Origin of the sequence: Pseudomonas faucium, from assembly GCF_021602585.1 — a bacterium.
GTDB lineage: Bacteria > Pseudomonadota > Gammaproteobacteria > Pseudomonadales > Pseudomonadaceae > Aquipseudomonas > Aquipseudomonas faucium.
In genome coordinates this window covers 184,053-200,734 of record NZ_BQIP01000002.1, presented here as the reverse complement: position 1 = coordinate 200,734, position 16,682 = coordinate 184,053, and the positions used below count along the sequence as shown (strand labels likewise).

The 16,682-nt window shown below is 65.0% G+C and carries 14 protein-coding genes; 8 read left to right on the top strand and 6 right to left on the bottom strand.

The window, feature by feature from the left end:
* Entirely contained in the window at positions 1-354 is a 354-nt protein-coding gene (locus tag L6D75_RS03595; protein WP_176511346.1) for a YkgJ family cysteine cluster protein, read from the top strand.
* 2 nt (positions 355-356) lie between these two features.
* On the opposite strand, the gene dadR is transcribed toward L6D75_RS03595, so the two are convergent.
* Entirely contained in the window at positions 357-845 is a 489-nt protein-coding gene (gene dadR / locus L6D75_RS03590) for a transcriptional regulator DadR (RefSeq protein ID WP_003258963.1), read from the bottom strand.
* A gap of 155 nt (positions 846-1,000) precedes the next feature.
* On the opposite strand from dadR, the gene dadA reads away from it, so the two are divergent.
* The 5 genes from dadA (at position 1,001) to L6D75_RS03565 (ending at position 6,786) form a co-directional block, all read left to right on the top strand.
* Complete coding sequence (gene dadA / locus L6D75_RS03585; protein WP_176511347.1) at positions 1,001-2,305, top strand: D-amino acid dehydrogenase; 1,305 nt, start codon at positions 1,001-1,003, stop codon at positions 2,303-2,305.
* Positions 2,306-2,412: 107 nt separating this feature from the next.
* Positions 2,413-3,486 (top strand): alanine racemase, encoded by a 1,074-nt coding sequence (alr, locus tag L6D75_RS03580; protein WP_176511348.1) that lies wholly within the window; start codon positions 2,413-2,415, stop codon positions 3,484-3,486.
* Positions 3,487-3,596: 110 nt separating this feature from the next.
* Positions 3,597-4,145, top strand: a complete 549-nt coding sequence (locus tag L6D75_RS03575) for a cupin domain-containing protein (protein WP_021785230.1) — start codon at positions 3,597-3,599, stop codon at positions 4,143-4,145.
* Between the two features lie 136 nt (positions 4,146-4,281).
* Positions 4,282-4,707 (top strand): c-type cytochrome, encoded by a 426-nt coding sequence (locus L6D75_RS03570; protein WP_176511434.1) that lies wholly within the window; start codon positions 4,282-4,284, stop codon positions 4,705-4,707.
* Between the two features lie 219 nt (positions 4,708-4,926).
* Positions 4,927-6,786 (top strand): acetyl-CoA hydrolase/transferase family protein, encoded by a 1,860-nt coding sequence (locus L6D75_RS03565; protein ID WP_176511349.1) that lies wholly within the window; start codon positions 4,927-4,929, stop codon positions 6,784-6,786.
* Positions 6,787-6,881: 95 nt separating this feature from the next.
* On the opposite strand, the gene L6D75_RS03560 is transcribed toward L6D75_RS03565, so the two are convergent.
* Positions 6,882-7,454 (bottom strand): xanthine phosphoribosyltransferase, encoded by a 573-nt coding sequence (locus tag L6D75_RS03560; protein ID WP_008092892.1) that lies wholly within the window; start codon positions 7,452-7,454, stop codon positions 6,882-6,884.
* A gap of 64 nt (positions 7,455-7,518) precedes the next feature.
* A complete protein-coding gene (gene rep / locus L6D75_RS03555; RefSeq protein ID WP_176511350.1) occupies positions 7,519-9,528 on the bottom strand; it encodes a DNA helicase Rep in 2,010 nt (669 codons plus the stop codon).
* 295 nt (positions 9,529-9,823) lie between these two features.
* Between rep and L6D75_RS03550 the strand changes: the two genes are divergently transcribed.
* On the top strand, positions 9,824-11,491 hold the full coding sequence (locus tag L6D75_RS03550; protein WP_176511351.1) for a putative bifunctional diguanylate cyclase/phosphodiesterase: 1,668 nt from the start codon (positions 9,824-9,826) through the stop codon (positions 11,489-11,491).
* Positions 11,492-11,551: 60 nt separating this feature from the next.
* Here the strand turns inward: L6D75_RS03550 and L6D75_RS03545 are convergent, their stop codons facing one another.
* Positions 11,552-12,940 (bottom strand): NorM family multidrug efflux MATE transporter, encoded by a 1,389-nt coding sequence (locus L6D75_RS03545; protein ID WP_176511352.1) that lies wholly within the window; start codon positions 12,938-12,940, stop codon positions 11,552-11,554.
* A 155-nt stretch (positions 12,941-13,095) separates the two neighbouring features.
* Here L6D75_RS03545 and L6D75_RS03540 point away from each other — a divergent pair, with 155 nt between their 5' ends.
* Positions 13,096-14,022 (top strand): LysR substrate-binding domain-containing protein, encoded by a 927-nt coding sequence (locus L6D75_RS03540; RefSeq protein WP_176511353.1) that lies wholly within the window; start codon positions 13,096-13,098, stop codon positions 14,020-14,022.
* Positions 14,023-14,154: 132 nt separating this feature from the next.
* Here L6D75_RS03540 and hglS read toward each other — a convergent pair whose 3' ends face one another.
* Positions 14,155-15,549, bottom strand: a complete 1,395-nt coding sequence (hglS, locus tag L6D75_RS03535; protein WP_176511354.1) for a 2-oxoadipate dioxygenase/decarboxylase HglS — start codon at positions 15,547-15,549, stop codon at positions 14,155-14,157.
* A gap of 172 nt (positions 15,550-15,721) precedes the next feature.
* Entirely contained in the window at positions 15,722-16,612 is an 891-nt protein-coding gene (locus tag L6D75_RS03530) for a LysR family transcriptional regulator (protein ID WP_176511355.1), read from the bottom strand.
* Between the last annotated feature and the right edge of the window lie 70 nt (positions 16,613-16,682).

The window sequence follows — 16,682 nt, the reverse complement described above, 5'->3', positions numbered from 1 at the left end:
ATGTCCTGCAACCGCCACAAGATCCAGTTCCTGCGCGAACTCATCCCTTCATTCGAGTGCGAGCCCGGCTGCCATGACTGCTGCGGCCCAGTCACCACCTCGACGGAAGAAATGGCCCGCCTGCCGCGCAAGACCCAAGCCGAGCAGGACGCCGCGTTGGAGCGCCTGGATTGCGTGCACCTGGGCCCCAACGGCTGCACGGTCTATGAGGAGCGGCCGATGATCTGCCGCCTGTTCGGCACCACGCCGAGCATGGCCTGCCCCCGTGGCCGCGGCCCTGAACAGATGCTCGAGCCACAGGCCGAGCTGATCGTCCACCGGTTCATCGCCAGCACCCGCCAGGTGCTGGTCTAGGGTCAGTCCGGGATCGGCAGGCAGAGGCTCTCCTTTACCTCCTCCATCACGATGTAGCTCTTCGACTCGCGCACGTGCGGCAGCTTCAGCAGGATGTCGCCGAGCAGCTTGCGGTACGAGGCCATTTCCGAGATACGCGCTTTCACCAGGTAGTCGAAATCGCCCGATACCAGGTGGCATTCCAGTACATGGGGCAGCTTGAGCACCGCGCGGCGGAACTCCTCGAAGGTGTCCCCCGACTTGTAGTCCAGGCTGATTTCCACGAACACCAGCAGGCTGCCCTTCAGGTGCTGCGGATTGAGCCGGGCGTTGTAGCCCATGATGATGCCCTCGCGCTCCAGGCGGCGGACGCGCTCGGTGCAAGGGGTGGTGGAAAGCCCAACTTTCTCGCCCAGCTCGGTGAAGGAAATGCGCCCGTCATTCTGCAGAATCCGCAGAATGTTGCGGTCGATCTTGTCCAGTTCACGCTTGCTCTGGTGCTGGGTTCTCATAGGGGATGCCCCTCCGTGAAAGGCGTTTTTGCCAAGAATTCTCGCCAAATATAGGCTTTTATATAGTGAATTGCACTGGCTTCGAATTCATATACTGCGCGCATCCATGCCATATCAACAAAATTTTGCGGTAATCCGCGTGCGAGGGATAAACGATGCGAGTTCTGGTACTTGGTAGCGGTGTAATCGGAACCGCCAGTGCCTATTATCTGGCCAGGCAAGGTTTCGAAGTGACCGTGGTCGACCGCCAGCCGGCGGTGGCCATGGAAACCAGCTTCGCCAACGCAGGCCAGATCTCGCCCGGCTATGCCTCGCCCTGGGCTGCCCCAGGCGTACCGCTGAAGGCCATCAAGTGGCTGCTCGAGCGCCATGCGCCTTTGGCCATCAAGCTCACCGGCGACGTCGACCAGTACCTGTGGATGGCGCAGATGCTGCGCAACTGCACCGCCAGCCGTTACGCGGTGAACAAGGAGCGCATGGTGCGCCTGTCCGAATACAGCCGCGACTGCCTCGACGAACTGCGCGCCGAAACCGGCATCGCCTACGAAAACCGCAGCCTCGGCACGACCCAGCTGTTCCGCACCCAGGCCCAGGTAGACGCCGCGGCCAAGGACATCGCCGTACTCGAGCAATCGGGCGTGCCCTACGAGCTGCTCGACCGCGACGGCATTGCCCGCGTCGAACCGGCCCTGGCCGGGGTGAAGGGTATCCTCGCCGGCGCCCTGCGCCTGCCCAACGACCAGACCGGCGACTGCCAGCTGTTCACCACCAAGCTTGCCGACATGGCCCTGAAGCTGGGCGTCGAGTTCCGCTTCGGCCAGGACATCCAGCGCCTGGACTTCGCCGGCGATCGCATCAATGGCGTGTGGATCGACGGCAAGCTGGAAACCGCCGACCGCTACGTGCTGGCCCTGGGCAGCTACTCGCCGCAGATGCTCAAGCCGCTGGGCATCAAGGCGCCGGTGTACCCGCTCAAGGGTTACTCGCTGACCGTGCCGATCACCAACGCCGACATGGCCCCGACCTCGACCATCCTCGATGAGACCTACAAGGTCGCCATCACCCGTTTCGACAACCGCATCCGGGTGGGCGGCATGGCGGAGATCGCCGGTTTTGACCTGTCGCTGAACCCGGCGCGGCGCGAAACGCTGGAGATGATCGTCAACGACCTTTATCCTCGCGGCGGCGACCTGAGCCAGGCCAGCTTCTGGACCGGCCTGCGCCCGGCCACCCCGGACGGTACGCCGATCGTGGGTGCCACCGCGTTCCGCAACCTGTTCCTCAACACCGGCCACGGTACGCTGGGTTGGACCATGGCCTGTGGTTCCGGTCGCCTGCTGGCCGACCTGATTGCGCGCAAGAAGCCGCAGATCAGTGCCGAAGGGCTGGACATTTCCCGTTACGGCAACAGCCCGGAAGTGGCCAAGCACGGCCAGACCGCGCCTGCTCACCAGCAGTAAGGCGACTGCTCCGGCCTCATCGCCAGCAAGCCGGCTTCTGTAGGAGCCGGCTTGCCGGCGATGAACACCACACCGTTTTCAACCCGAACCACCATAAGGCTGCCGCCATGCGTCCCGCCCGTGCCCTGATCGACCTCCAGGCCCTGCGCCACAACTACCGCCTTGCCCGTGAACTGACCGGCGCCAAAGCCCTCGCCGTGATCAAGGCGGATGCCTACGGCCATGGCGCCGTGCGCTGCGCCCTGGCCCTGGAAACCGAAGCCGACGGCTTTGCCGTGGCCTGCATCGAAGAAGCCCTGGAACTGCGCGCGGCCGGCATCAAGGCGCCGGTGCTGCTGCTCGAAGGCTTTTTCGAAGCCAGCGAGCTGGCGCTGATCGCCGAGCATGACCTGTGGTGCGTGGTGCATTCGCTGTGGCAGCTGGAGGCCATCGAGAAAACCCAGGTGAGCAAGCCGCTGACCATCTGGCTCAAGCTCGACAGCGGCATGCACCGGGTGGGCCTGCACCCCAAGGATTATCACGACAGCTACCAGCGCCTGCTGGCCAGCGGCAAGGTCTCGCGCATCGTGCTGATGAGCCACTTCGCCCGCGCCGACGAGCTCGACGCCGATGCCACCGCCCAGCAGATCGCCGTGTTCGACGCCGCTCGCCAGGGCCTTGCCGCCGAGTGCAGCCTGCGCAACTCCCCGGGCGTGCTGGCCTGGCCACAGGCCCCGAGCGACTGGGTGCGCCCTGGCATCATGCTGTACGGCGCCACGCCCTTCGAGGTCGAGCAGGCCCAGGCCGAGCGCCTGCAGCCGGTGATGACCCTGCAATCGCGGGTGATCAGCGTGCGTGAACTGCCTGCCGGCGAGCCGGTGGGCTATGGCGCCAAGTTCATCAGCCCGCGCCCCACCCGCGTGGGCGTGGTCGCCATGGGCTATGCCGACGGCTACCCGCGCCAGGCACCCACCGGCACGCCGGTGATGGTCGCCGGCAAGCGCAGCCAGCTGATTGGCCGGGTGTCGATGGACATGCTCTGCATCGACCTCACCGATGTGCCCGAAGCCACCGTCGGCAGCCCGGTCGAGCTATGGGGCAAGCAGGTGCTGGCCAGCGAAGTGGCCATGCATGCCGGGACCATTCCCTACCAGATCTTCTGCAACCTGAAACGCGTGCCGCTGGACTATTACGGCGAATAAGGCGCCGATGCGGACAGTGTGAGGGGCGGTGTGTTGTAAATACTGAACGGCATTGCCATGATATCGTTCACATCCACCCCCCCATCACACCGTTTCAGGAGGCTCCAGCTTTGGACGTCGGCGAACGACTGCAAGCCATCCGCAAGCTCAAGGGCCTGTCCCAGCGTGAACTCGCCAAGCGTGCGGGTGTGACCAACAGCACCATCTCGATGATCGAGAAGAACAGCGTCAGCCCCTCGATCAGCTCACTGCGCAAGGTGCTCAGCGGCATTCCCATGTCCATGGTCGAGTTCTTTTCGGTCGAGCTGGAACCTGAAAGCCCCACCCAGATCGTCTACAAGGCCCACGAGCTGATCGACATCTCGGACGGCGCGGTGACCATGAAGCTGGTGGGCAAGTCGCACCCCAACCGGGCCATTGCGTTTCTGACCGAGGTGTACCCGCCGGGTGCCGACACCGGCGCAGAGATGCTCACCCACGATGGCGAGGAAACCGGCATCCTCCTCGAAGGCCGCCTGGAGCTGGTGGTGGGCAACGAAATCTTCGTCCTCGAAGAGGGCGACAGCTACTACTTCGAAAGCACCCGCCCGCACCGCTTTCGCAACCCGTTCGACCAGCCTGCCCGACTGATCAGCGCCGCCACGCCGTCGAATTTTTGATCCAGCGCAGTGCATTGCTGTTGCAATACCCCTTTCCCCAGTGGGGTCGTTTCACGGCTTCCAGGTTGCCGCTATACTTTTCAACGCTCGCATTACCGTGGCCGCGGGCGTGATTAGCCACCATGAGGGTGTACGCGTGAACCAAATCAAGAAGATGCTGGCCGTACCAGCAGCCGTATTCGCCCTTTGGGCACTGAGCGCAACCGCAGCGACCAACGATGAACTTGCCAAACGCCTGGAGCCGGTTGGCCAGGTGTGTGTCCAGGGCCAGGAGTGCAAGGGCATGGAAGTGGCCGCCGCGGCGAGCGGGGGTGGCGGCGCCAAGACGCCGGATGATGTCATCGCCAAGCATTGCAATGCCTGCCATGGCACGGGCCTTCTGGGCGCGCCGAAGATCGGCGACACCGCGGCGTGGAAAGAGCGTGCCGATCACCAGGGCGGCCTCGATGGCATCCTGGCCAAGGCCATTACCGGGATCAACGCCATGCCGCCGAAGGGCACCTGTGCGGACTGCTCGGATGATGACCTGAAAGGGGCAATCAAGAAGATGTCCGGGTTGTAAGCCGCCATCGAATTGCACGAGGCCCGCCTTTTTTGGCGGGCTTTGTTTTTGCGTTGTCTGCGCTGGCCTCATCGCCGGCAAGCCGGCTCCCACAGGGTACCTTGAGGCTTGTGCAGTACCTGTGGGAGCCGGCTTGCCGGCGATGAGGCCGGTTCAGGCAACGAATGAGCTCGGCCTCATGTCAAACGCCCTGACCCTACGCAAACTCAGGAGGCCAAGATGCACCTTTGCTCCATCGACAAGGCCGTCGAGCAAGTGCTGTCGCGCCTGCCAGCCCACATCCACATGGGCCTGCCCCTGGGCCTTGGCAAACCCAATGCCTTCGTCAATGCCCTGTACCAGCGCGTTCGCCAACTGCCCGAGCGCCGCCTGACCCTCTACACCGCCCTCAGCCTCGGCCGCCCGCCCCTGGGCGATGGCCTGCAGCGGCGCTTTCTCGAACCCTTCATCGAACGCGTGTTCGCCGACTACCAAGAGCTCGACTACCTCGCCGACCTGCGCAACGACAGCCTGCCGCCGAACATCCGCGTCGAGCAGTTCTTCATGCAGCCCGGCAGCCTGCTGCACAGCGACGCCGCGCAACAGGACTACGTCAGCAGCAACTACAGCCACGCAGCCCGCGACATCAACGCCAAGGGCCTGAACCTGGTCGCCCAGCTGGTGGCCGCGGCGCCGGACAAGCCCGTGCACCTGAGCCTGGCCTGCAACCCCGACATCACCCTCGACCTGCTGCCGATGATCGCCAAGCGCCGCGCCGCCGGCGAAACCATCCTCATGCTCGGCCAGGTCCACGCCGAGCTGCCGTACATGCCCGGTGACGCCGAGCTGCCGATCGATGCGTTCGACCTGCTGATCGATGAGGTGGAGCAGCGGCGCCTGTTCTCCACGCCGAACATGCCGGTCACCACCCAGGACCATTGCATCGGCCTGCATGCCAGCTCGCTGGTGCGCGATGGCGGCACCTTGCAGATCGGTATCGGCGCCATGGGCGATGCCGTCGCCGCCGCGCTGCTGGCGCGCCAGGGCGACAATGGCGGCTACCGGGCCTTGCTGGATGAGCTGGACGTGGGCCCGTGGCAGGCGCTGATCGATCGCGAAGGTGGCCTGGCACCCTTCGCCCAGGGCCTGTACGGCTGCAGCGAAATGTTCGTCAACGGCCTGCTGGCGCTGGCCGAGGCCGGCGTGGTGCGGCGCCCGGCAGACGAGCGCGGGGTGCTGGTGCATGGCGGCTTCTTCCTTGGCCCGCGGGCGTTCTACCAGCGGCTGCGGGAGATGCCGCTGGAGCAGCGCGAACGCTTCGCCATGACGCGCATCAGCTTCATCAACGAGCTGTACGGGCAGGAAGCGCTCAAGCGCCGCCAGCGCCGCGATGCACGCTTCATCAACACCGTGTTCACCATGACCCTGCTGGGCGCCGGGGTGGCGGACCAGCTCGAAGACGGCCGCGTGCTCAGCGGCGTCGGCGGCCAATACAACTTCGTCGCCCAGGGCCACGCCCTGGAAGGCGGGCGCTCGATACTGCTGCTGCGCAGCTGGCGCGAGGCGGGCGGCGAGGTGAGCTCCAACCTGCTCTGGGCCTACGGCCACTGCACCATCCCCCGGCACCTGCGCGATATCGTGGTGACCGAGTACGGCATCGCCGACCTGCGTGGGCAGACCGACAGCGAGGTGATTGCACGGTTGCTGGCGATCAGCGACTCGCGTTTCCAGGCAGAGCTGATCGAGCAGGCCAAGAAGGCTGGCAAGCTGGCGAGGGATTTCCAGTTGGATGCGCGGTTCACGGATAACACCCCAGAGCGGCTGGAGGCCATACGGGCGCGGCATGCACGTCTGTTCCCGGAGTATCCGCTGGGCACTGACTTCACGGCAGAAGAACGGGACCTGTTGCGGGCGCTGAACTGGCTGAAGAGCAAGTTCAAGCTCAGCGAGGTGCTGGAGTTGGGCAAGGCGGCGCTGGATGCACCGGGGCCTGAGGGGTATGTGGCGCACTTGGCGCGGATGCGGCTGGATGATCCGCAGGGGTTGAAGGAAGAGCTTTACCAGCGGTTGCTGCTGGCGGGGTTGGCGGCGACCCGGTGAGTGCCGGGGCTGCTTTGCAGCCCTTTCGCGACACAAGGCCGCTCCTACAAGCGGCCTTGTGTCGCGAAAGGGCCGCAAAGCGGCCCCAAAAGCCATCACTCGATGAAGGTAACCACGCCACCTTCCAGCGACTTCACCCGGGCCAGCGATTCAACGCGGTAGCCCTGGCTGTCCAGCTCGGCACGGCCGCCCTGGAACGACTTCTCGATGACGATACCCAGGCCCGCCACGGTGGCGCCGGCCTGCTTGATGATCGAGATCAGTGCCTGCGACGCCTTGCCGTTGGCCAGGAAGTCGTCGATCACCAGGACGCGGTCGCTGCTGTTGAGGTGGCGCGGCGAAATGGCCACGGTGTTCTCGGTCTGCTTGGTGAAGGAGTACACCGTGGCAGTCAGCAGGTTCTCGGTCAGGGTCAGCGACTGGTGCTTGCGCGCGAAGATCACCGGCACGCCCAGCTTCAGGCCGGTCATCACCGCCGGGGCGATGCCCGACGCTTCGATGGTGACGATCTTGGTCACGCCGGCATCGGCGAACAGGCGGGCGAACTCGTCACCGATCAGCTGCATCAGCGCAGGGTCGATCTGGTGGTTGAGAAACGCATCGACTTTGAGAACCTGATCGGAAAGCACGATGCCTTCTTCGCGAATCTTCTGCTGCAGTGCTTCCACTGTTGTTTCCTCGATGTAGCAAAGGTGGCCGCAAATAGCGGCAAAGTTAAAGAGTAATGGTTGATCAGCGTTTGAGCATTGCCCGGATATCGGCCAGGGCGTTGTTGCCGCGCGCGGCTTTCACTTCCACTGGCGCATCGTCCAGGCCTTCCCAGGCCAGGTCGTCCGGCGGCAGTTCGTCGAGGAACCGGCTGGGCGTGCAGTCGATGATTTCGCCGTACTGCTTGCGCTTGGCCGCGAAGGTGAAGGCCAGGGTCTGGCGCGCGCGGGTGATGCCCACGTAGGCCAGGCGGCGTTCCTCTTCGATGGTGTCGGCCTCGATGCTCGAGCGGTGGGGGAGGATTTCCTCCTCCATGCCCATGATGAACACGTAGGGGAATTCCAGGCCCTTGGAGGCATGCAGGGTCATCATCTGCACGCCTTCGGCGTTTTCTTCCTCTTCCTGCTGACGCTCGAGCATGTCACGCAACACCAGCTTGCCGATGGCGTCCTCGATGGTCATGTCACCCTCTTCATCCTTCTCGAGGGTGTTCTTCAGTGCTTCGACCAGGAACCAGACGTTGCTGATGCGAAACTCCGCCGCCTTGTCGCTGGCGGTCTGCTGGCGGATCCAGTTTTCGTAGTCGATGTCGCGGATCATCTCGTGCAGCGCGGCGATCGGGTCTTCCAGGGCGACCTTGTGGCGCACCCCGTCGAGCCAGTGCTTGAAGCGCTGCAGGCGCTCGGTGTAGCGGGCGTCCAGGTGTTCACCCAGGCCCATTTCCTCGCTGGCGGCGTACATCGAGATGCCGCGCTCGGTGGCGTAGTTGCCGAGCTTTTCCAGGGTGGTCGAGCCGATTTCGCGGCGCGGCACGTTGATCACCCGCAGGTAGGCGTTGTCGTCATCGGGGTTCACCAGCAGGCGCAGGTAGGCCATGAGGTCCTTGACCTCCTGGCGGCCGAAGAAGCTGTTGCCGCCGGACAGGCGATAGGGCACCTGGTGGTGCTGCAGCTTCAGTTCGATCAGCTTGGCCTGGTAGTTGCCGCGGTAGAGGATGGCGAAGTCGCTGTACGGGCGGTTGGTGCGCAGGTGCAGGGTGAGGATTTCCATGGCCACGCGCTCGGCCTCGGCTTCCTCGTTCTTGCAGCGGATCACGCGGATCTCGTCGCCCACGCCCATCTCGCTCCACAGCTGTTTCTCGAACGCGTGCGGGTTGTTGGCGATCAACACGTTGGCGCAGCGCAGGATGCGGCTGGTGGAGCGGTAGTTCTGCTCGAGCATGACGATCTTCAGGGAGGGGTAGTCCTCCTTGAGCAGCATGAGGTTTTCCGGGCGGGCGCCACGCCAGGCGTAGATCGACTGGTCGTCGTCGCCCACCACGGTGAACTGGTTGCGCATGCCGATCAGCATCTTCACCAGCAGGTACTGGCTGGCGTTGGTGTCCTGGTATTCGTCCACCAGCAGGTAGCGCACGCGGTTCTGCCAGCGCTCGAGCACCTCGGGGTGCTCCTGGAACAGCTTGACCGGCTGCAGGATCAGGTCGTCGAAGTCCACCGCGTTGAACGCCTTGAGCGTGCGCTGGTAGTGGGTGTAGACGATGGCGGCGGTCTGCTCGCGCGGGTTGCGGGCTTTTTCCAGGGCTTCGGCGGGGAGGATCAGGTCGTTCTTCCAGGCACCGATCATGTTCTTGATCTCGTCGATGCCGTCGTCGCCGGAGTATTCCTTCTGCATGATGTCCGACAGCAGCGCCTTGATGTCGGACTCGTCGAAGATCGAGAAGCCCGGCTTGTAGCCCAGCTTGTCGTGCTCCTTGCGGATGATGTTCAGGCCCAGGTTGTGGAAGGTGCACACCGTGAGGCCCCGGCCTTCCCCCGGGCGCAGCAGGGTGCCGACCCGCTCCTTCATCTCGCGCGCGGCCTTGTTGGTGAAGGTCATCGCCACGATGTACTGGGCGCGGATGCCGCAGTTCTGGATGAGGTGGGCAATCTTGCGCGTGATCACGCTGGTCTTGCCGGAGCCTGCACCGGCGAGCACCAAAAGAGGGCCGCCGACGTAGTCACGGGCTTCCTGTTGCCTGGGATTGAGTCGGGACATGCTAGAAACCGGGGGTCGCCAGAAAATAGCCGCGCATTCTAACAGGCATGGGGCGGTTGTGGCGCGACCGTCTGACGTCTGAGTCAACGTTTTATCGACGCATAGCATTAGCCAGACTAATGCTATTCATGGAAAAAATCGGATTTGCCGGTTTCGCGACTTTCGCGCAGGATGCACGTCAAAATGCGTCGGTACGCTGTGGGCAGGGATATGTCTAAAAGTGAAAATCATTTTCATTTATGCAGTAGCATAGCCGACCTCCCCCGTGTCACCGTTCAAGCCCTAAGGAGCCCGCTTGTCCACGCCTGTCGAACCTCTGCGTTTGCTGTTGTTGGCTGATGAGCCGGAATGGGCTGCCTTGCTGCGCGAGTGCCTGTTGCCGCTGGGCGACACGGCGGTATTGCTGACCGCACCGAACTGGGCCGCGGTCGATAGCCTGTTCAGCCACGACCGCCAGGCGGTGATCCTGGCGACCCCGGCCCTGCAGCCGGCGCCGGGGCGTTGCGACTTGCCGACCATCCTTTTGCTCGACCATGAGCCAGCGGTGCCACCAACCGGCGTCAGCGACTGGCTGGTGCTGGGCCAGCTCAATGCCGACGCCCTGCGCCGCTGCCTGCGCCACGTGCGCGAGCGCGGCGTGCTGGTGGCCACCTTGCAGCGTCTGGCCGAGCAGGACCCCCTCACCGGTATCGCCAACCGCCAGGGCTTCCAGGCCTTGCTCACCGCGCGCCTGGCCGAGAACGAAGGCCGCGGCGTTGCCCTTGGCCACCTGGACCTGGACAACTTCCGCCACGTCAATGACGCCCTCGGCCACCAGGGCGGCGACCGCCTGATCCTGCAGGTGGTGTCGCGGCTCAAGCTGCAACTGGAAGCGGGCGACCAGCTGGCGCGCCTGGGCAGTGACGAGTTCGCCTTGCTGATCGACACCCGCCGCGATGCCAACCGCGCCGAGTGGATCGCCGAACGCATCGTCGAGGCCCTGGCCGAACCGTACTGGATCGATGGCGAAAGCCTGTTGCTCGGCTGCAGCCTGGGCATCGCCCATGCCCGCGCCCAGGGCGGCGCCGACCCGCTGATGTGGCACGCGCACATCGCCATGCGTCAGGCCAAGAGCAGCCAGGGCTGCAACTTCCATGTGTTCAACGAGCGGATCAACCGCAACGCCCGCAGCCTGGCGGACCTGGAAAGCGAACTGCGCCGGGCCTTGCGCCGCGACGAGCTGGAGCTGCACTACCAACCGCGGCTGAACCTCGCCGATGGGCGCATCGTCGGCCTGGAGGCGCTGGTGCGCTGGCGCCATGCCGAGCGCGGGCTGCTGCCGCCGAGCGAATTCGTGCCGCTGGCCGAACAGAGCGGGCTGATCGTGCCGCTGGGCTACTGGGTCATCTCGCGCGCCCTGCGCGACATGCAGGCCCTGCGCGAAAGCGGGCTGGGGCCCCTGCACATGGCGGTGAACCTGAGCTTTCGCCAGTTCCAGGACAGCCAGCTGCTGGCCACCTTGAGCCGGCTGATCATCGAGCACGGCGTCGACGCCCGCTGGCTGGAATTCGAGCTGACCGAAACCGCCGTGATGCGCCGCAACGAGCTGGTGCGCCAGACCATGGACGCCTTGGGGCGCCTGGGCGTGCGCTTCTCGCTGGATGATTTCGGCACCGGCTTCTCTTCGTTCGTGCACCTGAACAGCCTGCCGATCACCCTGCTCAAGGTGGACCGCAGCTTCGTCGCCGAAATGGAAATGCGCGAGGAAAACCGCAAGCTGGTGCATGCCATGATCAACCTGGCGCACAACCTCAACCTCGAGGTGGTGGCCGAAGGTGTCGAGAGTGAGGAGCAGATGGCCTTGCTGCGCGGCTTTGGCTGCGATCAGGTGCAGGGCTTTCTGGTCAGCAAGCCGCTGCCGGTGGGAGAGTTGGTGGCATACCTGCAGCAGGTGGCAGGGCCCAAGCTCGCAAGCGTCCTCTAGGGCCTCATCGCCGGCAAGCCGGCTCCCACAGCAGCCCTTGCCGGCGACAGGGGCCCCAAGTCAGGCCGAAACAGCTGCCTCATCCGCAACCTTGGCCTTGCCCAGCATCCGCTTCATCCGCCACTCAAAGCCCAGGGTCAGCGCCACCGAAGCGCACGCCAGCCCCAGTGCCAGCCCCCACCAGACCCCCACAGCACCGCCGCCCAGGGTAAAGGTGAACAGCCACGCACTCGGTGCCCCGACCAGCCAGTAGCAGCACAGGCCGATCAGGAAGGTGGTCTTGGCATCCTTCAGCCCACGGATCGAGCCCATGGCAATGGTCTGCACGCCATCGAACAGCTCGAACCACGCCGCCACCATCAGCAGCTGCACCGCCAGCTGGAAGATCGCCGCGAACGCCGGGTCGTGGCGGTCGATGAACAGCCCCACCAGCGCCTCCGGCAGCAGCCAGAACAGCGCAGCGAAGCCAAACATGATGCTGGCGCCAAAGCCGATCCCGACCCGCCCGGCACTGCGCGCCGCCAGCAGGTTGCCGGCGCCGAAGTACAGGCCCACGCGCATGGTCACCGCATACGAAAGGCCGGTCGGCACCATGAACGCGGTGGAGACGATCTGCAGGGCGATCTGGTGGGCGCCCAGTTCGGTGCTGCCGAGCACGCCCATGCACAGGGCGGCGAAGGCGAACAGGCCGACCTCCACCATGTAGGTGCCACCAATCGGCAGGCCCAGGCGCCACAGCTCGCGCAACGCCGGCAGGGAAGGGCGCGACAGGCCCTTGCGCAGCGGGTAGGCGTCGTAGGCCGGGTGCCAGCGGATGTACAGCGCCAGGGCGATGGCCATGCCCATCGACACCACCGCAGTGACCATGCCGATGCCCATCAGCCCGAGCTTGGGCAGGCCGAACATGCCCTCGATCAGCGCGTGGTTGAACAGGTAGTTGAGCACCGTGCCGACCAGGCTGATGACCATCACCGGGGTCGAGCGGCCCAGGGCGCTGGTGAAGCCGCGCAGGGCCATGAACGTCAGGTAGCCGGGCAGCGCCAGCGGCAGCAAGGTGAGGAACTGGGCAGCGGAGTCGACGTTTTCCGGCTGCTGGCCGAACAGCAGCAACACCGGTTTGAGGTTCCACAGCACCAGCGCGGCCAGCACCGCCAGGCCCCAGGCCAGCCACAGGCCGTTCTGCGCCAGGCGGGTGGCGCCCTCGATGTCGTTGGCGCCCTTGCGGATGGCCACCAGCGTGCCGACCGCGGCGATCACGCCGAGGCAGAAGATCGACACGAACGAATAGCCCGCCGCGCCCAGGCCGCCGCCGGCCAGGGCCTGCGGGCTGATGCGGGCCATCATCAGGGTGTCGGTGAGCACCATCAGCATGTGCGCCAACTGCGAGGCGATCAGCGGCCCGGCCAGGCGCAGCAAAGCCTTGAGTTCTGTGGTGGGCGCGACGTGCATGGGGGTGTCCTTGTGACTGACTCGGTGAGCGAGGGTGGATTCTGAAGCTTTGGTCAGCTTTGTACAAAAGGATAATAGCGATGGTTGGCATGAGTTGGACTCATGCATATATGATTCCGGCTTTTCCCATCTTGCCCCCGAATACCAGGTACCCCATGTCCCGTCAGCTCCCTCCGCTGTATGCGCTGCGCGCATTCGAAGCGGCCGCTCGGCTGAGCTCGTTCACCCGTGCCGGTGAAGCGTTGTCGATTACCCAGAGCGCGGTCAGCCGGCACATCCGCACCCTCGAGGACCACTTCGCCTGCCGCCTGTTCGTGCGCAGCGGCCGCAGCCTGCAGCTGACCGAGGCCGCCCGGGTGCTGCTGCCCGGTGTGCGCGAAGGCTTCGCCGCGCTGGAGCGCGCCTGCGATACCTTGCGCGGTGAAGATGACATCCTGCGCATGAAGGCCCCCTCGACCTTGACCATGCGCTGGTTGCTGGCGCGGTTGAGCCATTTCCGCCACTTGCAGCCGGGCAACGAGGTGCAACTGACCAGCGCCTGGATGGACGTCGACCACGTCGACTTCAACCAGGAGCCGTTCGACTGTGCGGTGCTGCTTAGCGATGGCGTATTTCCGCCGGAGTGGGAGGTGCGCCCGCTGTTTGCCGAGCTGCTGATCCCGGTGGGCGCCCCGGACCTGCTCGAGGACGGCCCGCTGGACGTGCGCCGGCTGGCCGGCATCGAGCTGCTGCACCCCACGCCCGACAAACGCGACTGGCGGGAATGGCTGGAGCGCATGGGCCTGGCCGACAAGGTGTCGCTCAAGGGCGGGCAGGTGTTCGACACCCTGGAGCTGGGCATGATCGCTGCGGCCCGTGGCTACGGGATCTCCATGGGCGACCTGCTGATGGTGGCCGAGGATGTGGCGCAAGGGCGCCTGAGCCTGCCTTGGCCGACCGCGGTGCCCAGCGGCATGGACTACTACCTGGTGTGGCCGCGCACAAGGCCGGGGGGCGAGCGCTTGCGGCGCTTGAGTGCGTTCTTGCAGGAAGAGGCGGCGGCGATGAACCTGCCGGATGTGCAAATCCTGCCGGCCCTTTGATTGCCTGAACGGGCCCTATCGCCGGCAAGCCGGCTCCCACAGGTACAGCGCAAAAATCAAGAACTGTGGTGACCCTGTGGGAGCGGGCTTGCCCGCGAATGGGGCGCAAAGCGCCCCCAGCGATCCTGAGCCTTACACCAATTGGAGGTTCAACGCCTGGCCACAAGCCTGCAGCGACCGCTGCTCGCTCTGCGCATACAGCGCCAGCTCATCCTGCACCTGTAGCCCCAACGCCGCCTCGAACGCCTCGCGGTTGGCATTGCTGCCGTATTCGGCCTGGGCCTCGTCACCCAGGTTGGACTGGAAGATGCCCGCCGCACTCACCGGCAGGAAGTCTTCATACACCAGCGCCTCGAAGTGCACATGGCCTGCCTCGATCAAGCCCGCCAGGGTGGTCGGGCGGCCTTGCTGGTCACGCGCCGCCAGGCCCTTTTCAGTGGCGAAGTAGCGGAAGTAGGCCAGGCCCTGCTCGCGCATCTGCGCCAGGTCATCCGGGAATGGCGCAAAGTGCTGCTGCAGCAGCGCCATGTAGCGCTCGGCATTGGCCTCGGCAGGTACGCCACCCAAGGCTGCGCGGGTGGCATCGAGCAGGCGGTCATACAGCTGGCGCCCTTTGGGCGTGAGTGCCGCGCCACGCTGTTCGATCTCGCCGAAGCGCGCGGTGTGGCTGCCTTCGCTGCCTTGCCGGTCGATGAACGCGACCTTTTCCTGCAGCGCCTTGAAGCTGGTCTGGCGCAACAGGATCGGGTGCCGGCGGGTGGGCGGGCCTTCGACCACAGCCTTGGGCGGGATGCCCTTGGCCGGCATGCCGCGCTGGATTGCATCGATGTCCAGGGTGCGCGGGGTCAGGTGGTTGATGTGCGGGCCTTTGAACGCCACCACGTCGGCGATCAGGCGGTGCTGATCGTGCAGTTGCTGGTACTGCTCGGCGGTGACGGTGGCGTCCTGGTGCCAGCGGAAGGTGTGCAGCGCCTCTTGTACGAAAGCCGCGGCATCCGTGGCGTTCAAGCCGCCGTCACGCTCGTGCTGGGCAATCAGGTCGAGGGCGCGGGGGGTGAAGATCTTGCGCTTGGCCAGGATGCTCTGCGCCAGCTCGCGCAGTTGCGGGTTGTCGATCAGTTCCAGGCGCAGCAGCGAGGTGAACACGCGGAACGGGCTGATGTGCAGCGACTGCTCATGCACCGCGCGAAAAGCGGTGGAATGCACCGGTACGCCGGCCGAGCTCAAGTCGTAATAGCCGACCGGCTGCATGCCCATGACCGCGAACAGCCGGGCGATGGTGGCCAGCTCCTCGGCGGTGCCGACGCGGATGGCGCCGTGGCGCTCCTGGTCCAGGCGCTCGATTTCGCCGGTCCAGCGCAGGGCCTCGGCCACGGCGGGCTGCTGGGCCATGACCTGCTGGTTGATTTCGCTCACCAGCTCCAGCAGCGTGCCGTACAGCGGCACTTCCTGTTTGTACATGAGCGACATGGCGGCAGAGAACTGCGCGCGGATGCTGTCGGGGCTGACGAAATCGTGGGCGGGCATCGCTAGCTTCCTGGTTGGGTTCGGACGTTTACATGAAAGCTGGGAATGCACTATGGCCACAAGCGAAAAAAAGTGGCTGTGTCATTCCTTTTTTGATCGACCTCAAGGTTTGCACAGAACCTTGTAGGAGCCGGCTTGCCGGCGATTGGGCCGCAAGGCGGCCCCAGCATGCTCAACCCTGCAGCTGTTCCCGAATCCACCCCACGAGCGCCCGTACCTTGGGCACTTCAGCCGCGTGCTCGGCATACGCCAGGTAATGCGCCCCGGCACTGTTCATCGCATGGTTCCAGGGAATGACCAGGCTCCCCTCGCTCAACTCCTTGGCCACCAGGTACCGCGGCACCAGCGCCACCCCACACCCTGCCTGCGCCGCACTCAGCGCCATGTAGAAGGTATCGAAGCGCGGCCCGTGGTAGGCGCTGACGCTGTGCAACCCCAGCTCCAGGAACCACTCGTGCCAGGCCTCGGGCCGCGACGTGCTCTGCAGCAGCACCAGCTCGGCGAGCTCCCCGGCATCCTGCAGTTCACGCCCGCCCAGCAACTCCGACGCGCACACCGGCACCACTTGCTCGCGGAACAGCTCGATGCAAGTAGCCCCCGGCCAGGTGCCCTGGCCATAGAAGAACACCACGTCCGCCGAGCCCTGCAGCAAGGCGAACGGCTCCATCTCGTTGCGGATGTCCAGGTGGATGTTCGAGTGGCGCTTGCCAAAACCCTTGAGGTGCGGGATCAGCCAGCGCACGCCAAAACTCGGTTGAGTGGCTACCTTCAATATCTCGGTCTGCTCGCCGTAGGTCAGTACGTAGCGGCTGGACATGTCCACCTGGGTGAGGATCTTGTTGACCTCGGCCAGGTACAGGCTGCCCGCCGGAGTCAGTTGCAGGCGCCGGCGGATACGCAGGAACAGGTGGTGGCGCAGCATGTCTTCGAGCTGCGCCACCTGTTTGCTGACGGCGCTCTGGGTCAGGTGCAGCTCTTCGGCGGCACGGGTAAAACTCAGGTGACGGGCCGCAGCTTCGAAGCACTGCAGGGCGGTCATGGAGGGCACCAGGCGTTTGGACATAGCGGTCTCAGTGGCTCAAATCATTACCTGACGGAATGATATGCGGAATAAAGGTCGTTTGTTGCACCGG

Bases quoted from the DNA above. Each gene is read 5' to 3' on its own strand.
- L6D75_RS03565 (WP_176511349.1), top strand. From the start codon at position 4,927: ATGCACCTTTGCTCCATCGACAAGGCCGTCGAGCAAGTGCTGTCGCGC.
- alr (WP_176511348.1), top strand. From the start codon at position 2,413: ATGCGTCCCGCCCGTGCCCTGATCGACCTCCAGGCCCTGCGCCACAAC.
- L6D75_RS03595 (WP_176511346.1), top strand. From the start codon at position 1: ATGTCCTGCAACCGCCACAAGATCCAGTTCCTGCGCGAACTCATCCCT.
- L6D75_RS03540 (WP_176511353.1), top strand. From the start codon at position 13,096: ATGTCCCGTCAGCTCCCTCCGCTGTATGCGCTGCGCGCATTCGAAGCG.
- dadA (WP_176511347.1), top strand. From the start codon at position 1,001: ATGCGAGTTCTGGTACTTGGTAGCGGTGTAATCGGAACCGCCAGTGCC.
- rep (WP_176511350.1), bottom strand. From the start codon at position 9,528: ATGTCCCGACTCAATCCCAGGCAACAGGAAGCCCGTGACTACGTCGGC.
- dadR (WP_003258963.1), bottom strand. From the start codon at position 845: ATGAGAACCCAGCACCAGAGCAAGCGTGAACTGGACAAGATCGACCGC.
- L6D75_RS03530 (WP_176511355.1), bottom strand. From the start codon at position 16,612: ATGTCCAAACGCCTGGTGCCCTCCATGACCGCCCTGCAGTGCTTCGAA.
- L6D75_RS03545 (WP_176511352.1), bottom strand. From the start codon at position 12,940: ATGCACGTCGCGCCCACCACAGAACTCAAGGCTTTGCTGCGCCTGGCC.
- hglS (WP_176511354.1), bottom strand. From the start codon at position 15,549: ATGCCCGCCCACGATTTCGTCAGCCCCGACAGCATCCGCGCGCAGTTC.